Genomic DNA, 16125 nt, shown 5'->3' on the forward strand with positions numbered 1-16125 from the left:
GGCGCGTCGATGCCGGTGCGTTGCACCACCAGCACGTGCTCGACGGTCGTCTGGCCCGCGGTGAGTGCCTCGTCCACGGCCGCTTTGAGCGGGGCGGGGTTGCCGCGGCGCCATTGCCCGTCGGTGGTGATGATCAGTCGAGCGGCCGCGTCGTCGACGCGCTGGCGCAGCGCGGTGGGGGAGAATCCGGCGAACACGACCGAGTGGGTGAGCCCGAGGCGCGCGCAGGCGAGCATGGCCACGATCGCCTCGGGGATCATCGGCATGTAGATCGCGACGCGGTCCCCGGCCTGCAGGCCCAGCTCGGTGAGGTAGTTGGCGGCGCGTGATACTTCGGCCAGCAGTTCGGCGTAGGTGATGGCGCGGGAGTCGCCCGGCTCGCCCTCGAAGTGGAGGGCGATCTGGTCGCCGTGGCCGGCCAGTACGTGGCGGTCCACGCAGTTGTAGGCGACGTTGAGCTTGCCGCCGACGAACCACCGCGCCACCGGCGCGGCGGTCCAGTCCAGCACCTGCTCGAACGGTTGATGCCAATGCAACCGCCCGGCCTGCTCCGCCCAGAACTCCAGCCGATCAGCCCGCGCCCGGTCGTACAACTCCGCGTCCGCGTTTGCCTGGGCGGCGAACTCCTGGGTGGGCGGGTAGGCGGTGTCGTCGCGGTTGTCGGTGGTAGCGCTGGTCACGCGAAATCTCCTAACGAAAGAACAACAGGGACAAGGAAGACCGGGCACTGATCAGTGCACGACCGCCTTTTCGGCGCCGACGCCGGTGAGCGAGCGGACCTCCATCTCGGCGGCCTTGGCGGGGTTCTCGGATTTGCCGCCGAGGAAGGTGCCGGCAATGCCGAGCACGAAGGCCAACGGGATGGAGACGATGCCAGGATTGGACAGCGGGAACCAGTCGAAATCCGATCCCGGCAGCATGGCGGACTTACTGCCAGAGACCGCGGGGGAGAACACGATCAGCACGATCGTCGAAATCAGTCCGCCGTACATGCTCCAGAGCGCGCCGGTGGTGTTGAACCGCCGCCAGAACAGCGAAAACAGGATGGTCGGCAGGTTCGCCGACGCGGCGACCGCGAACGCCAGCGCCACCAGGAAGGCCACGTTCTGTCCGTTGGCCAGGATGCCGAGCGCGATGGCCAGCACGCCGATCACCACCGCCGTGATCCGGGAGACCCGAACCTGTTCGCGCTCACCGGCTTTCCCGCGCTTGATGACGTTGGCGTAGATGTCGTGCGCGAACGAGGCCGACGCGGTGATGGTCAGGCCGGCGACCACCGCGAGGATGGTGGCGAAGGCGACCGCGGAGATGACGCCGAGCAGCACCACGCCGCCGAGTTCGAAGGCCAGCAGCGGCGCCGCCGAATTCTGCCCGCCCGCGGCGGCCAGGATACGGTCCGGCCCGACGATCGCGGCCGCGCCGTAGCCGAGCACCAGGGTGAACAGGTAGAACGCGCCGATCAGGCCGATCGCCCAGACCACCGAGCGCCGCGCCTCTTTGGCGGTGGGCACGGTGTAGAAGCGCATCAGCACGTGCGGCAGACCCGCGGTGCCGAGCACCAGGGCGAGACCAAGGGACAGGAAGTTCAGCTTCGAGGTCTCGCTGCCGCCGTACTGCGCTCCCGGCGCGAGCACGTCGCGTGCGGCGACGGCTTTGCTCGCCGAATCGGAGACCGCGTCCTGCGCCGAGCCGAGGATGCCGGAGAAGTCGAATCCGTACTTGGCGAACACCATGACGGTCATCAGCGCCGCGCCCGCGATCAGCAGCACCGCCTTGATGATCTGCACCCATGTGGTGCCCTTCATGCCGCCGACCAGCACGTACACGATCATCAGCACGCCGACCACGGCGATCACGACCGACTGCCCGGTCTTGTCGGAGATGTCCAGCAGCAGCGCGACGAGCCCGCCGGCGCCCGCCATCTGCGCGAGCAGATAGAACAGCGACACCGTCAGCGTGGACAGCGCGGCCGCGGTGCGCACCGGTCCTTCCTTCAGCCGGAAGCTCAGCACGTCGGCCATGGTGAATTTGCCGGTGTTGCGCAGCATCTCGGCGACGAGCAGCAGCGCGACCAGCCAGGCGACCAGGAATCCGATGGAGTAGAGGAATCCGTCGTAGCCGTAGACCGCGATGGCGCCGGCAATGCCGAGAAAGCTCGCGGCCGAGAGGTAGTCGCCCGCGATGGCAACGCCGTTCTGTGGGCCGGAGAAACCGCGCCCGCCGGTGAAGTAGTCGGCGGCGCTGGCGTTGTTGCGGCTGGCCCGGATCACCACGACCATCGTGATCGCGACGAAGACGCCGAAGATGGCGATATTGGCGATCGGGTTGCCGACCGTCGCGGCGGCGGCGTAGGTGTGCACAGTGTTCATGCTCGGTCTCCCTCGAGGTAGCCGCGGATGGCCGCCGCGCGCGGATCCAGTTCCCGGTTGGCGAACCGGACGTACAGTGCGGTGATGGCGAAGGTGGAGACGAATTGGCCGAGGCCGAATAGCAATCCGACGTTGATGTTGCCGAATACCGGGCGGCTCATGAAGTCGTGCGCGTATGCGCCGAGCAGCACGTAACCGAGGTACCAGAGCAGGAACAGCGCGGTCATCGGAAAGACGAAGCGCCGCAGGCGGTTTCGGAGGTCCTGGAATTGGGGGCTCGCCTGGGCGTCGGCGAATTCCGCTGCGCTCGGCGCTTGCCTCGGTGCGAGGCCGTCGAGATGGGTACTGGTCATGATGGTCCTACCAAGTGACGTGGCTTACTTCTCGAGGACGGTAAGCCAGGCAGGCGGGCCGACTGTAGGCTGTGGTGTGGGTCACTCCGTGAAGGTGGCCGAATATGCGGTGAGCGGTCGTTGCGGCGCGACGAACGGTCACACCGCGCAACCCCTCCCCACGCGATGCCGGGCAGGTTCCCATGGCAAGGCGGGTCAGTCGGAGCGCAGGCTGCGCTCGCGGTCCGCGCCCATCCCCAGGCGTTCCGGCGCATGCATCCGCACGAAGATCCGGCCGACCGCTCTGCCGCCGAGTCCGCGGGTGAACGCGCTGACCAGCACCATGCTGGCGAACGCCAACGGCACGCTGATCCCCGCGGGATAGCTGAGCAGTGCCGCGGGCCAGCCGTTCGCCACCTCGCCGGAGAACCCGCCGGTGACCGAGACGGCCGTCGCCCCACCCGCCGTGAGACCACCCGCCACCAGGCCCGCCGCCGCGCCCGCCGCGGTCAGCCCGCGCCACCAGATGCCCAGCACCAGCAGCGGACACAGGGTGGAGGCGGCCACCGCGAACGCCAAGCCCACGGTGCGGGACAGATCCAGCGACGCGACGGTCAGCGAGAGCGCCAGCGGTACCGCACCCGCGGCCAGCGCCGCGGTGCGGAAATCGCGGATCCGGCCGCGCAGCATGTCGGTGCTGAGCACGCCCGCGATGCTCACCAGCAGGCCCGACGAGGTGGACAGGAACGCGGCGATCGCGCCCGCCGCGGCCAGCGCGGCGAGCAGTTGACCCGGCAGTCCGGCGACCACCGCCGCGGGCAGCAGTACGACCGCGGCATCGGAGGTGCCGGTGATCAGTAGTTGCGGCACGTACAGGCGCGCGAAAACGCCCAGCAGCACCGGGAACAGATAGAACACCCCGACCAGGCCGATCACCGCCAGCGCTGTCGCCCGGGCCGCCCGCCCGTCCGGGTTGGTGTAGAAGCGCACCAGCACGTGCGGCAGACCCATGGTGCCGAGAAAGGTCGCGAGGATCAGCGAGTAGACCTGATAGGTCGGATGCGGCCCGCCCAGTCCACCGCCCGGCGCCAGCCAGTCCGTCCCGTCCGCGGGCGCACCCGCGACCACCGGCACAACGGAGCCTGCCTCCAGCACCAGCCGGGTGCCCGCGGCCAGTTCGTGGGTGCCCGGTGTCAGCGGCACCGAGCCGTCGACCACGCGGTCGTCGAGGGTGCCGGTGATCGAAAACCGCTCCTGAGCGGCGACCCGCACCAGCACGTCGGTGCGCACGTCGACCGTGGTGCGTTCGGACACCACCGGCGGCGCGGGCGCGCCCAGTTCGCGCTCGTCGGCGAGGAAGTGCCCGAGCAGAACCAGCGCCGGGATCGCCACGGCGGTCAGCTTCAACCAGTACTGGAACGCCTGGACCAGCGTGATCGAGCGCATCCCGCCGCCGACCACGTTGGCGATCACGATCGCGCCCACCGCCACCGCGCCCACCCAGTCCGGCACGCCGAGCAGCAGGTGCAGGGTCAATCCCGCTCCCTGGAACTGCGGGATCAGATACACCGCGCAGACGAGTACCACGACGGTGGCCGCCAGCCTGCGCAAACGCGGCGAGCCCAGCCGGAATTCGGCGAAATCGGGCACCGTGTACGCACCGGACCGGCGCAGCGGGGCGGCGACGAACAACAGCAGAGCGAGATACCCCGCGGTGAAGCCCACCGGATACCACAGCGCGTCCGCCCCGTACTTGGCGATCAGTCCGGCGACGCCGAGAAACGAAGCAGCCGAAAGATACTCGCCGGAGATGGCGGCGGCGTTCCAGCGCGGTCCGACGCTGCGCGAGGCGACCAGGAAGTCGGAGGTGGTGCGTGCGAGGCGCACGCCGTACGCGCCGATCGCAACCGTAGCCAGCGCCGCGAGGACCAGCGCGGCCACGGTCAGCGCGGAGCCCGCGATCACGGCGCACCCTTGCGCGAGCGAAAGAGGCTGCCACGTGCCGAACCGCCTTCGGGAGTGCGCGCCCCGGCCGTATCGACGCGGTAGCCGGTGGCCCGGACCACGCGTGAGCGTCCGGCAGTTGCCGGGTTTCCGGCGGGTGTTCGGGTCGCGTTGCCGTGGTAGCTGGTGGCCTGCACCGCGTGCGAGAGCTGGGCTCGCGCCGAAGTTCCTTCGGGGGGACGCCTCTCAGCCGCATCGCCGCGGTAGCCGGTGGCCCGCTCCGCGCGGGGGGTTCGGGTCGAGAGCATCGTCAATCCTCGGCCAGCTCGAGAAAATCCTGTTCGTTGCGCTCGGCCAGCCGCACATAGATCCGGCCGATAAGGAACAGCAGCGGGTAGACCGCGCCGCCGAGCAGCAACCACGGCAACCGGATCCCCAGCACCTCCAGCGATCCGATCGCCTCGGTTCGCAGCAGCACGGGCAGCGCACCCAGTACGGCTATCGCCACCAGACCCAAGCGCAGCGCGAGCCCGAGTTGCGCGCGGATCAGCCCACCGATGAGCGCCTCGCCGAACTCGGTCTGCTCGGCCACCTCCGCCCGCGTGCGCACCCGCCGCGCCCCGCGTCGCTGCGAGAGCACGACGCGCTGGCGCACCGGACGCTGTGGCCCGGTCACGGGGTCCCCCGGTGCCGGTGGCGGTGCACCAACCGCTGTTTCAGCTCGCGCACCTGCCTGCGGCTGACCGGGAGTTCGACGGCCCGCGCCTCGCCCTCGGCGCGCAGGCACACCACGGTCCCGGTGCCCACCGTCCGCAGCCCGGTGACCAGCCGCAGCGCGACCAGATACGACCGGTGCACCCGGAGGAAGCCCGCGTCCTGCCAGCGGGATTCCAAGGCCGACAACGGAATCCGGACGAGATGGGATCCGCCGCTGGTGTGCAGCCTGGCATAGTCCCCGTCGGCCTCCACCCAGCTGACGCTCGATCGCGGCACCAGCGTGGTGACCCCGGCCAGCTCCACGGGGATGACCTCGCTCGGGTCGGTGCGTGTGTCGGAGGCGGGCTGGTGTGGCGCGCTGCGGGCCGCGGCGATCCGCCGCACCGCCTCGGCAAGCCGCGCTTCGTGCAGCGGTTTGAGCAGGTAGTCGACCGCGCCCAGGTCGAATGCCGCGATCGCCCGGTCGTCGTGCGCGGTCACGAAGACCACCGCGGGCGGGTTGGCGAACTCCGAGAGGATTCCGGCCAGCTCCATCCCGTCCAGGCCCGGCATGTTGATATCCAGGAACACCGCGTCGACCGGATGCGCCCGCAGCATCCGCAGCGCGTCGGTGGCGTCGCCCGCCGCGTGGATCTCGCCGATCTCGCGCCGCGCGCGCAGCAGATACACCAGCTCGTCCAGAGCGGGTTTCTCATCGTCCACGGCGAGCACGCGCAGCGCCGTCTTGCTGGTAACGCGGGTCACAACCGCTCCATCGTAAGGGGGCGCTGGACTCCTCACGCCCGGATGCCCGCGCGGAACTTGGGGACGCGCAAGCTGACCTTCGTGCCCGCGCCGGGCGCGGTCTCCACGACCAAGCCGTAGTCGTCGCCGAAGGCCGCGCGCAGCCGGTCGTCGACGTTGGCCAGTCCGACATGGGCCGACTCCCCGGTGCCCGCCCCGGTGTCGACTGCATCGAGCGCGCCGGAGCGCAACAGGTCCGGGTCCATGCCGACGCCGTCGTCCTCCACGCTGATCACGCAGTCGGTGCCAGCGTCGGTGGCAACGATGCTGATGGTGCCGCCGTGCGCGGTGCCCGCCAGCCCGTGCCGCACCGCATTCTCCACCAGTGGCTGCAGCGCGAGGAAGGGCAGGACCACTCCGAGCACCTCGGGCGCGATGCGCAGCCGGACCTGCAACGCGTCGCCGAAACGCGCCCGCTCGAGTGCGAGGTACCGCTCGATGTTGCGTAGTTCGTCGGCCAGCACCGTGAACTCGCCGGCGGCGCGGAAGGAATACCTGGTGAAGTCGGCGAACTCGAGGATGAGCTCACGGGCGCGCGCCGGGTCGGTGCGGACGAACGAGGCGATCGTGTTCAGCGCGTTGTAGATGAAATGCGGGCTGATCTGCGCACGCAGCGCGCGCACCTCCGCGCGGTCCAACCGGGCCCGCGACGCGTCCAGCTCGGCCAATTCCAACTGACCGCAGGCGTACCGCGCCACCTCCGCGACCGCGCCGAGCCCTCCGGGGCCGGGCGGCCCTGTGCTCACCACGCCGAGAACCCCGGCCACACCGGTGGATTCGATCAGCAGTGGCTGCGCGATCAAGGTTCGCCCGGCATGCTCGCCGCGCCCGGGACCGGCGACGAGCACCGGGCGCTCGCCCGCGACGGCGCGCTCGGCCGCCTCGGTGAAGTGTTCGGCCAGTTCGGCGTGCGGCCCCTCCCAGACCAACAGCGTTCCGTCGGCATCGGCCAGCGCGAGCGCCTCGGCGCCGGTGAGCGCGCGCAGGTGCGGCGCCGCCTCCCGTGCGGACCGCTCGGTCAGCCCGCGGCGAAGTGGGACCGCCGCCAGCGACGCGGTGTGCAGCGCCGAGTGCACCGCCCGCTCGGCGGGGGTGGTCACCAGCCTGCGAGTGCGCGACCAGATCAGCAGCGCACCCGCGATCAACGCCGCCGCGGCCACGGCGGCGAGTGCGGTGGTCATGGCGGGCTTCGACGTGGGCGGTCCATGGGCCGATTATGGCGTCGGGTGGATCCGCGCGCGCTTCGGCGTCGGCTCGGACACCGAAAACCCGGGCGTGGTCGCCAGGACATCCGGCTAGGTCCGGCCACTTGCATGGGCATGGTCGAGCGGCGTTCCGTACTTACCGGCTCGGGCGGAGCATGGCCGTTCGCCCGCGGCTAGCCCTGGTATTTCGTCACCGTGAACTCGACCGTGCCCGGCTCCGGGAAGTGCAGGGCGCCGACGGTGACCGTCGCGGTGAAGTGACCGATGCCCGGTGCGAACAGCGTCGAGTGGCTGCTGTTGGCCCAGTAGCCGGGTCCGTGCGCGATCACCTGGAACGCGCCCGTCTGACCGGTGGCTACATTGCGCCAGTTCAGCGTGACCGGCAGGCTGCACGGCCCGACGCCGACCAGCGTCGTGCTCACGGTGAACGCCGCCTGGTTCGGATAGGCGTCGCCGTTGACCGACATCTCCAGCTGTCCCGCGCACGCCCCCTGGGCGAGGGTGTACACGGTGGCGAACTCGACGGCCGGAGCCGCCGTGGCCGGTGCGGCCGTCGCGACCAGGGTTGCCGCCGCCACGGCGGGAAGGGCCAACAGCGCTGTCGTCGAATTCATCGACACCTCCACAGGTTCACCGAACATCCGTGTCCGTCATGCCGTGCGTCCGTCCCCGATACGCCCCGGCGGCGCCGTGGGAGGAAGGCCGAGACTACCGCCGCCGAACGGCCACGGTGCGGGAGTTCCGATATCCGGCGCGACCCGACACTCGCGGAAATTGGACGCTCACATGGCGAGTCGCCAGGACGCGCCGATCGCCTTTTCCGCCGACACGCCGGGTACGGACCGGACGCCAGCGCGCCGTGGAAAACCCGTCGGTGGGCACCCCTAGAATCGGTCCAGCCAACCCCCGTCGAGACTTTGGGAGGAAGGACCGTCTTGGCCCCCTCGTCCGGATCGTTCGTCCATCTGCACAACCACACCGAGTACTCCATGCTCGATGGTGCGGCCAAGATCTCGCCCCTGTTCAGCGAGGCGAAACGGCTGGGGATGAACGCCGTCGGGATGACCGACCACGGCAACATGTACGGGGCGTCGGAGTTCTACAACTCCGCCAAGAAACACGGCATCAAGCCGATCATCGGCATCGAGGCCTACATCGCGCCCGTCTCCCGGTTCGACAACAAGCGCGTGCAGTGGGGCGACCCGAGTCAGAAGGGCGACGACGTCTCCGGCTCGGGCGCCTACACGCACATGACCATGGTCGCCGAGAACGCGACCGGTCTGCGCAACCTGTTCAAGCTGTCCTCGCTGGCCTCCATCGAAGGCCAGCTCGGCAAATGGGCGCGCATGGACGCGGAGATCATCGCCCAGTACGCCGAAGGCATCATCGCGACCACCGGCTGCCCTTCCGGTGAGGTGCAGACCCGGTTGCGCCTCGGCCACGACCGCGAGGCGCTGGAGGCGGCGGCCAAATGGCAGGAGATCTTCGGCAAGGACAATTTCTTCCTCGAGGTGATGGACCACGGATTGTCCATCGAGCGCCGGGTCCGCGAGGGATTGCTGAACGTCGGCAAGCAACTGGGCATTCCGGCGCTGGCCACGAACGACTGCCACTACGTCACCAAGGATCAGTCCGCCAACCACGAGGCGCTGCTGTGTGTGCAAACCGGCAAGACGCTGTCCGACCCCACCCGGTTCAAGTTCGACGGTGACGGCTACTACCTGAAGTCCGCCGAGGAGATGCGCGCGCTCTGGGATGCCGAGGTGCCCGGCGCGTGCGACAACACGGTGCTGATCGGCGAGCGGGTCCAGTCCTACGACGATGTGTGGGCCTTCAAGGACCGCATGCCGGTCTTCCCGGTGCCCGAGGGCGAGGACCAGGATTCCTGGCTGCGCAAAGAGGTCGAGCGCGGCCTGCGGCGCCGGTTCCCCGGCGGGGTGCCCGAGGAGTACTACACCCGCGCCTACTACGAGCTCGACGTCATCAAGCAGAAGGGCTTCCCGGCGTACTTCCTCGTCGTCGGCGACCTCGTGTCGCACGCGCGGGAAGTCGGCATCCGCGTCGGACCAGGCCGTGGTTCGGCGGCCGGGTCGCTGGTGGCCTACGCGCTCGGCATCACCAACATCGATCCGCTGCCGCACGGCCTGCTGTTCGAGCGGTTCCTCAACCCGGAGCGCCCGTCCGCGCCCGATATCGATATCGACTTCGACGATCGCCGCCGCGGTGAGATGGTCCGCTACGCCACCGATAAGTGGGGCAGCGACCGGGTCGCCCAGGTGATCACGTTCGGCACCATCAAGACCAAGGCCGCCATCAAGGACTCCGCCCGAGTCCAGTTCGGTCAGCCCGGCTTCGCCATCGCCGACCAGATCTCCAAGGCGCTGCCGCCGCCGATCATGGCCAAGGACATTCCGCTGTCGGGCATCATGGACCCCGACCACGAGCGGTACAAGGAGGCCGCCGAGGTCCGCGAGCTCATCGGCAGCAATCCCGACGTGGCCAAGATCTACGAGACCGCGCGCGGACTCGAGGGCCTGATCCGCAACGCGGGCGTGCACGCCTGCGCGGTGATCATGTCCTCCGAGCCCCTGATGGACGCCATCCCGGTGTGGAAGCGGCCCCAGGACGGGGCCATCATCACCGGCTGGGACTACCCGTCCTGCGAGGCCATCGGCCTGCTGAAGATGGACTTCCTGGGCCTGCGCAACCTCACCGTGATCGGTGACGCGCTGGACAACATCAAGGCCAACCGCGGCATCGACCTGGACATGGACAACCTGCCGCTGGACGATCCCGCGACCTACGAATTGCTCTCGCGCGGCGACACTCTGGGCGTCTTCCAGCTCGACGGCGGCCCCATGCGCGACCTGCTACGCCGCATGCAGCCCACCGGCTTCAACGACATCGTCGCCGTGCTCGCGCTCTATCGTCCCGGCCCGATGGGCATGAACGCGCACAACGATTACGCCGACCGCAAGAACGGGCGGCAGCCGATCACGCCGATCCACCCAGAGCTGGAAGAACCGCTGAAGGAGATCCTCGCCGAGACCTATGGCCTGATCGTCTACCAAGAGCAGATCATGTTCATCGCGCAGAAGGTCGCCTCCTACTCGATGGGCAAGGCCGACGCGCTGCGCAAGGCGATGGGTAAGAAGAAGCTCGAAGTCCTCGAAGCCGAGTACAAGGGCTTCCACGAGGGCATGACCGCGAACGGATTCTCCGAGGGCGCGGTGAAGGCGCTGTGGGACACCATCCTTCCGTTCGCCGGCTACGCGTTCAACAAGTCGCACGCCGCCGGCTACGGCCTCGTCTCGTTCTGGACCGCCTACCTCAAGGCCAACTATCCGGCCGAGTACATGGCGGGCCTGCTCACCTCCGTCGGCGACGACAAGGACAAGGCCGCGGTCTACCTCGCGGACTGCCGCCGCCTCGGCATCACCGTGCTGCCGCCGGATGTCAACGAGTCCGAGCAGAACTTCGCCTCCGTCGGCAAGGACATCCGTTTCGGTCTGGGCGCGGTGCGCAACGTCGGCGCGAACGTGGTGTCCTCGATCATCCAGGCGCGCAAGGAGAAATCGAAGTTCACCGACTTCTCCGACTACCTGAACAAGATCGACGCGATCGCGGCGAGCAAGAAGGTCACCGAATCGCTGATCAAGGCGGGCGGGTTCGACTCCCTCGGGCACCCCCGCAAGGGCTTGATGCTGATCCATTCCGACGCCATCGACGCCGTGATGGCCACCAAGAAGGCCGAGGCGATCGGTCAATTCGACCTGTTCGGCGGCTTGGACGCGGACGAGTCGGTGACCTCGGTGTTCAACGTGAAGGTGCCCGACGAGGAATGGGAGGCCAAACACCGGCTCGCGCTGGAGCGGGAGATGCTCGGGTTGTACGTGTCCGGGCATCCGCTCAACGGCGTCGAGCACGTCCTCGCGGCCCAGGCGGATACGCAGATCCCGGCCATCCTGGAAGGGGATATCAAGGACGGCACGCAGGTGACCGTCGGCGGCATCCTGGCCTCGGTGAACCGGCGGATCAACAAGAACGGCCTGGCCTGGGCCTCGGCGCAGCTGGAGGACCTCACCGGTGGCATCGAGGTGCTGTTCTTCCCGCAGGCGTACTCGGTCTACGGCATGGACGTCGTCGAGGACGCCGTGGTGCTGGTGAAGGCGCGCGTCTCGGTACGCGACGACCGGATCTCGTTGATCGCCAACGATCTCGCGGTGCCCGATCTGTCCACGGTCGGCGTGGCCAAGCCGCTATCGGTCACCATCACCACCCGCATGTGCACCCCGGACAAGATCGGCGAACTCAAGCGGGTATTGTCCAGGCACCCCGGCACCTCAGATGTCCATATCCGCCATGTCGGTGCCCGAGACAAGACCACGCTGTGGAAAATCGACGAGCGGCTGCGTGTCTCGCCGTCGTCAGCCCTGATGGGCGACCTGAAGGCGCTGCTCGGCCCCGGCTGCCTGGCCAGCTGACGCACAGGTCCGCACGGTATCGAGTGGCACATTGCTGCGGCGTTTCGCGAGAAGAGCCCTCCACCGTGTGCCGTTGATCTTGAAACCTGATGTGACGGGAGGGTTCGTCCTTCAAGCGGTTGTTAAGCAACCGCGAGCCGGATCACGTTGCCGCAGAACGGTTACTACACGATCACCGTGGCGCCGAGCCGCGGCAACGCGACCTACACCCTGTCGGTGCGGATCGTCTGACCGTTCACGGTGAGACCGCGACGCCGAGCGTCTGGGCGGCCTCGAAGCGGGGGGCGCCTTCGCCGTAGAACGACTCGGCCTCGCGGATCTCGAAACCGGCGGTTGTCAGCAGAGCGTGGATGTCGCGGTTCAGGTGGCAGCCGCCGAACAGCCGTTTCTGGACCGGGTTCAGCCGGTTCTGCCAGACCTGCACCTTGTGGTCCGGCGCGCGCCCGTGCTCCACGAAATGCAAGGTTCCGCCGGGCATCAGCACCCGGCGCACCTCGGCGAGCGCGGTCGCGATGTCGGGAATTGTGCACATCGTCCACGTCGACAGCGCGCAGTCGAAGGTGTTGTCCGCGAAGGGGAGGGCTTGCCCATCCAGCCCCGAGCGTTCGATCGGCACGGTAGCCGCGGCGATCCGCTTGCTCGCTAGCCGCCACCCGAGATCGGCGGGTTCCACCGCGCTGACCGACTCCACCGCCGCCGGGTAGAACGGCACGTTGAGCCCCGAGCCGAACCCGATCTCCACGACCCGTCCGTGCAGCCCGGCGCACACGCGCTCACGCAGCGGTTTGTTGACCCGCATCCTGCAGGCAACGTTCACGATCCGCGGGACGACCTGCTCGCCATAGATGCCCACACCCCCACTCTCGCAGGGATCGCGCGCCCAGACCAGAGGCATGAGGACGCTGTCGCGCTGCTGGAGTCCGGGGCGGTGATCTCGGTCCGGCGAACACGCCGGTCCGCCGGTGGGGCCGCTGGTGGCGTTCTTCCCGTCGCTGGACTCGCGCGTCGCCGTACGGCGGGAGGACTAGGCCGGGGTACGGCCGGGCAAACTGATCCGGATTGCCAGGCGGGCGGTCCGCACGGCGCTCGAGCTGCCGGACCGGGTGTTCGTACCCCGGCGGACCGGTGACGCTCATGGGATGCTGGCGCGGTGACTGTGTTCGAGGTGTGGGCGCCGCGGCCGGAGTCGGTGCGATTGGATCTGGACGGCGTTGTCCACCCGATGACGCGGTCGCCGGACGGCTGGTGGCGTGCCGACGTTCCCGCCGCGAGCGGGGCCAGGTATGGGTTCCTGCTCGACGACGACCCGACCGTGCTGCCCGACCCTCGCTCGCCGCGTCAGCCCGACGGGGTGCACGCCCGTTCGGCCCTGCACGCCCTCGATCCGGCGGCATGGACCGACGCGGGCTGGACCGGACGGCCGCTGGCCGGAGCGGTCTACTACGAACTGCACATCGGGACCTGCACAGCGGCGGGTACCTTCGACGCCGCGATCGAGCGGCTCGACCACTTGGTCGACCTGGGTGTCACCGTGGTCGAGGTGATGCCGGTGAACGCCTTCGACGGCACGCACAACTGGGGCTACGACGGTGTGCTCTGGTACGCGGTACAGGAAAGCTACGGTGGCCCCGACGGCCTGCAGCGGTTCGTGAACGCCTGCCATGCCCGCGAGCTGGCGGTCTGCCTCGACGTCGTCTACAACCACCTCGGCCCGTCCGGCAACTACCTGCCGCGCTTCGCGCCCTACCTCACCGAGGGACGCAACACCTGGGGGCAGAGCCTCAACCTGGATGGCCCGCAGTCCGATAACGTGCGCGCGCACATCATCGACAACGCGCTGCGCTGGCTGCGTGATTTCCACCTCGACGCCCTGCGCCTGGACGCGGTGCACGCCTTGGTCGACCGGACCGCATCGCACCTGCTCGCCGAGCTCGCCGTCGCCACCGAACGCCTCGCCGCCCACCTGCGCAGGCCGCTGACGCTGATCGCGGAAAGCGATCTGAACGACCCGAAGCTGGTCACTCCGCGCGCGGCCGGTGGCTACGGGCTGACCGCGCAGTGGAACGACGACCTGCACCACGCCGTCCACACCGCCGTCTCCGGCGAACGGCAGGGCTACTATGCCGACTTCGGGTCGCTGCGCTGCTTGGCCCAGACGCTCACGCACGGGTTCTTCCACGCGGGCACGTATTCCAGCTTCCGCGGCCGCACGCACGGCCGCCCGATCGACCCCAGCCTGGTCCCGGGCAGCGCGCTGCTGGCCTACACGTGCACTCACGACCAGATCGGCAACCGGGCCATCGGCGACCGGCCGAGCGCTTACCTGACCGACGGCCAGCTGGCGATCAAAGCCGCACTGGTGCTGTGCTCGCCGTTCACGCCGATGCTGTTCATGGGAGAAGAGTGGGGCGCCCGCACGCCGTTCCAGTTCTTCACCTCGCACACCGATCCGGTCATCGCCGCCGCGACCGCGGCCGGGCGCAAGGACGAGTTCGCCGAACACGGCTGGCCCACCGACGAGGTGCCGGACCCGCAGGATCCGCGGACCTTCCAGCGCTCGAAGCTGGACTGGGACGAGCTCGCGAAACCGGCCAACGCCCGGCTGCTGTCCTGCTACCGAGCCCTGCTGGCGGTGCGCCGGGAGCGGGCCGAGCTCAGTGACCCATGGCTGACCCATGTTTCGGTGGATTACGACGAGGCCGCGCGCTGGATCGTCGTGCATCGAGGCACGCTGGCCCTGGTGTGCAACATGGGCGAGGACCAGGTCGCCGTGCCGGTTGCGGGGCTCCCGCTGCTGTACTGGGAGTCTCCGACCGTAGGCCCTTCTACGACAACCGTTCCGGGTCACTCGTTCGCGCTGCTGGAAACGGCGCCGCCGGGTGCGCGCTGAGCGTGCCGGAAGCGCAAGCACCGGCTCCTTTCTGGGCATGTGTTAAATAACGTGCTGACAACTGTCCGAGACACAACTTTGCCGGATGTGATCCACGCCATTACCGTGGAGGGATGAGCAACGTCGCTTCCGGGGACCTTGCGGTTCTTCCCCCGGGGATGGGCGGCAGCGCTGCCGCCGAATTCGCACCTTTCGTGCGTGCTTTCGCGCGGGCATTCGGCAACCGGAGAGGTGCGGGCGCGGCGTTCGCGCTGCACCGGCACGGTGAGCCGCTGGTGGACATCTGGATCGGCTCCGGTGGCGACGCTCCGTGGACCAGGGACACCGGCACGATCATCTTCTCCGCCACCAAGGGCATCTCCGCCACGGTCGTGCACCGTCTCGCCGACCGCGGATTGCTCGACTACTCCGCCCCGGTCGCCGAGTATTGGCCGGAATTCCGGGTCAACGGCAAACACAAGATCACCGTCCGCCAGCTGATGACGCACCGAGCGGGACTGTACGCACTGGCGCCGATCGCCACCGGCCTGGCCGACGTGCTCGATCACCGGCTCATGGAGCAGCGCCTTGCCGCGGCGAAACCGGACCGTCTGCTCGGCGTACCCACCTACCACGCACTCACCTTCGGCTGGTTGGTCGCCGGGCTGGCCCGCGCGATCACCGGCAGCAGCCTGGGTGAACTGTTCCGCACCGAGGTGGCCGAGCCGCTCGGCATCGACGGCCTGCACCTGGGCAGGCCGCCCGCCGACTCGGCGACCAGCTACGCGCCCCTGGCGGGCACCCAGCTGAGCATGGCCGGAAAGCCGCTCGGCGCGGCCATTCTCGGCCGTAGCCATCGGATTCCGGGCGCGCTGGGCGCCGCTACGCGCTGCCTGTTCCTGCCCGGCCTGGAAGCCATTCTCGAGGGCGTGGATCCGCCGATCCTGAACACCGAGCTCGGCGCGGGCAACGGCGTGTGCACCGCGCCCGCGCTGGCCACGATGTACAGCGCGCTCGCCAACGACGGTGTGCTGGCCGGCCGCAGATACCTCGGCGGGCACACCATGAAGGCGCTGCGCCGCATCGAGACCTACCAGCCCGACCGCGCGCTGTTCTACGCGCCCATGCTGTGGCGCCTCGGCTACCACTCGCTGCCGATGCCGGGCGCGCACGCCGGGTTCGGGCACATCGGTCTTGGCGGCTCGTTCGGCTGGGCCGAACCGCGGCTGGGTCTGTCGGTCGGGTTCGTGCACAACCGGCTCTCCGCCGCCCAGCTGCATTACGACCAGTCGGCGGCCTTCTGGCTGCTGCCGCTCATGCTGAACTGCCTGCGCGCGACCCGCCGCCGGGTGCCGGTAACGGCGACGCCGAAGGCAGCCTGACACCCGCCGCGGCGTGGCCTGACGGGACCGACCGGGGACC

Annotated in this window: 13 protein-coding genes; 3 read left to right on the plus strand and 10 right to left on the minus strand. The window is 69.1% G+C overall.

Features of this window, described 5'->3' with window-relative positions; genetic code table 11:
* The 9 genes from AB0M45_RS12770 to AB0M45_RS12810 form a co-directional block, all read right to left on the minus strand.
* A partial coding sequence (locus tag AB0M45_RS12770; RefSeq protein ID WP_364326836.1) for an AMP-binding protein occupies positions 1–680 on the minus strand: 680 nt, incomplete at its 3' end.
* Positions 681–731: 51 nt separating this feature from the next.
* Complete coding sequence (locus AB0M45_RS12775) at positions 732–2369, minus strand: cation acetate symporter (RefSeq protein ID WP_364326839.1); 1638 nt, start codon at positions 2367–2369, stop codon at positions 732–734.
* Positions 2366–2722, minus strand: coding sequence for a DUF485 domain-containing protein (locus tag AB0M45_RS12780; RefSeq protein ID WP_364326842.1), 357 nt, complete (start codon positions 2720–2722; stop codon positions 2366–2368). The genes AB0M45_RS12775 and AB0M45_RS12780 overlap by 4 nt, the downstream gene beginning before the upstream one ends.
* A gap of 195 nt (positions 2723–2917) precedes the next feature.
* On the minus strand, positions 2918–4666 hold the full coding sequence (locus AB0M45_RS12785) for a cation acetate symporter (RefSeq protein ID WP_364326845.1): 1749 nt from the start codon (positions 4664–4666) through the stop codon (positions 2918–2920).
* Positions 4663–4953 carry a hypothetical protein gene (locus AB0M45_RS12790; RefSeq protein WP_364326848.1) on the minus strand — a complete coding sequence of 97 codons (291 nt, stop codon included), beginning with the start codon at positions 4951–4953 and terminating at the stop codon, positions 4663–4665. The genes AB0M45_RS12785 and AB0M45_RS12790 overlap by 4 nt, the downstream gene beginning before the upstream one ends.
* Before the next feature lie 2 nt (positions 4954–4955).
* Positions 4956–5321 carry a hypothetical protein gene (locus tag AB0M45_RS12795; protein WP_364326851.1) on the minus strand — a complete coding sequence of 122 codons (366 nt, stop codon included), beginning with the start codon at positions 5319–5321 and terminating at the stop codon, positions 4956–4958.
* Positions 5318–6106, minus strand: a complete 789-nt coding sequence (locus AB0M45_RS12800) for a LytTR family DNA-binding domain-containing protein (protein WP_364326854.1) — start codon at positions 6104–6106, stop codon at positions 5318–5320. Before AB0M45_RS12800 ends, AB0M45_RS12795 begins: the two co-directional genes overlap by 4 nt.
* Positions 6107–6138: 32 nt before the next feature.
* Positions 6139–7326: a histidine kinase gene (locus AB0M45_RS12805; protein WP_364326858.1), complete on the minus strand. Its 1188-nt coding sequence runs from the start codon at positions 7324–7326 to the stop codon at positions 6139–6141.
* Between the two features lie 197 nt (positions 7327–7523).
* Complete coding sequence (locus AB0M45_RS12810; protein WP_364326861.1) at positions 7524–7964, minus strand: hypothetical protein; 441 nt, start codon at positions 7962–7964, stop codon at positions 7524–7526.
* A 321-nt stretch (positions 7965–8285) separates the two neighbouring features.
* Here AB0M45_RS12810 and dnaE point away from each other — a divergent pair, with 321 nt between their 5' ends.
* A complete protein-coding gene (gene dnaE, locus AB0M45_RS12815; RefSeq protein WP_364326864.1) occupies positions 8286–11834 on the plus strand; it encodes a DNA polymerase III subunit alpha in 3549 nt (1182 codons plus the stop codon).
* Positions 11835–12069: 235 nt separating this feature from the next.
* On the opposite strand, the gene AB0M45_RS12820 is transcribed toward dnaE, so the two are convergent.
* Positions 12070–12687, minus strand: a complete 618-nt coding sequence (locus AB0M45_RS12820) for a class I SAM-dependent methyltransferase (RefSeq protein ID WP_364326867.1) — start codon at positions 12685–12687, stop codon at positions 12070–12072.
* A 297-nt stretch (positions 12688–12984) separates the two neighbouring features.
* Here AB0M45_RS12820 and treZ point away from each other — a divergent pair, with 297 nt between their 5' ends.
* Positions 12985–14724: a malto-oligosyltrehalose trehalohydrolase gene (treZ, locus tag AB0M45_RS12825; protein ID WP_364326870.1), complete on the plus strand. Its 1740-nt coding sequence runs from the start codon at positions 12985–12987 to the stop codon at positions 14722–14724.
* Positions 14725–14837: 113 nt separating this feature from the next.
* Positions 14838–16085: a serine hydrolase domain-containing protein gene (locus tag AB0M45_RS12830; RefSeq protein ID WP_364326873.1), complete on the plus strand. Its 1248-nt coding sequence runs from the start codon at positions 14838–14840 to the stop codon at positions 16083–16085.
* Positions 16086–16125: the final 40 nt, after the last annotated feature.

The organism is Nocardia sp. NPDC051787, assembly GCF_040681325.1.
GTDB lineage: Bacteria > Actinomycetota > Actinomycetes > Mycobacteriales > Mycobacteriaceae > Nocardia.

What these genes read in the sequence shown, in the direction of transcription:
- AB0M45_RS12790 (WP_364326848.1), bottom strand. Translation starts at nt 4,953, where the DNA reads ATGCTCTCGACCCGAACCCCCCGCGCGGAGCGGGCCACCGGCTACCGC.
- AB0M45_RS12810 (WP_364326861.1), bottom strand. Translation starts at nt 7,964, where the DNA reads ATGAATTCGACGACAGCGCTGTTGGCCCTTCCCGCCGTGGCGGCGGCA.
- AB0M45_RS12830 (WP_364326873.1), top strand. Translation starts at nt 14,838, where the DNA reads ATGAGCAACGTCGCTTCCGGGGACCTTGCGGTTCTTCCCCCGGGGATG.
- AB0M45_RS12780 (WP_364326842.1), bottom strand. Translation starts at nt 2,722, where the DNA reads ATGACCAGTACCCATCTCGACGGCCTCGCACCGAGGCAAGCGCCGAGC.
- AB0M45_RS12775 (WP_364326839.1), bottom strand. Translation starts at nt 2,369, where the DNA reads ATGAACACTGTGCACACCTACGCCGCCGCCGCGACGGTCGGCAACCCG.
- AB0M45_RS12805 (WP_364326858.1), bottom strand. Translation starts at nt 7,326, where the DNA reads ATGACCACCGCACTCGCCGCCGTGGCCGCGGCGGCGTTGATCGCGGGT.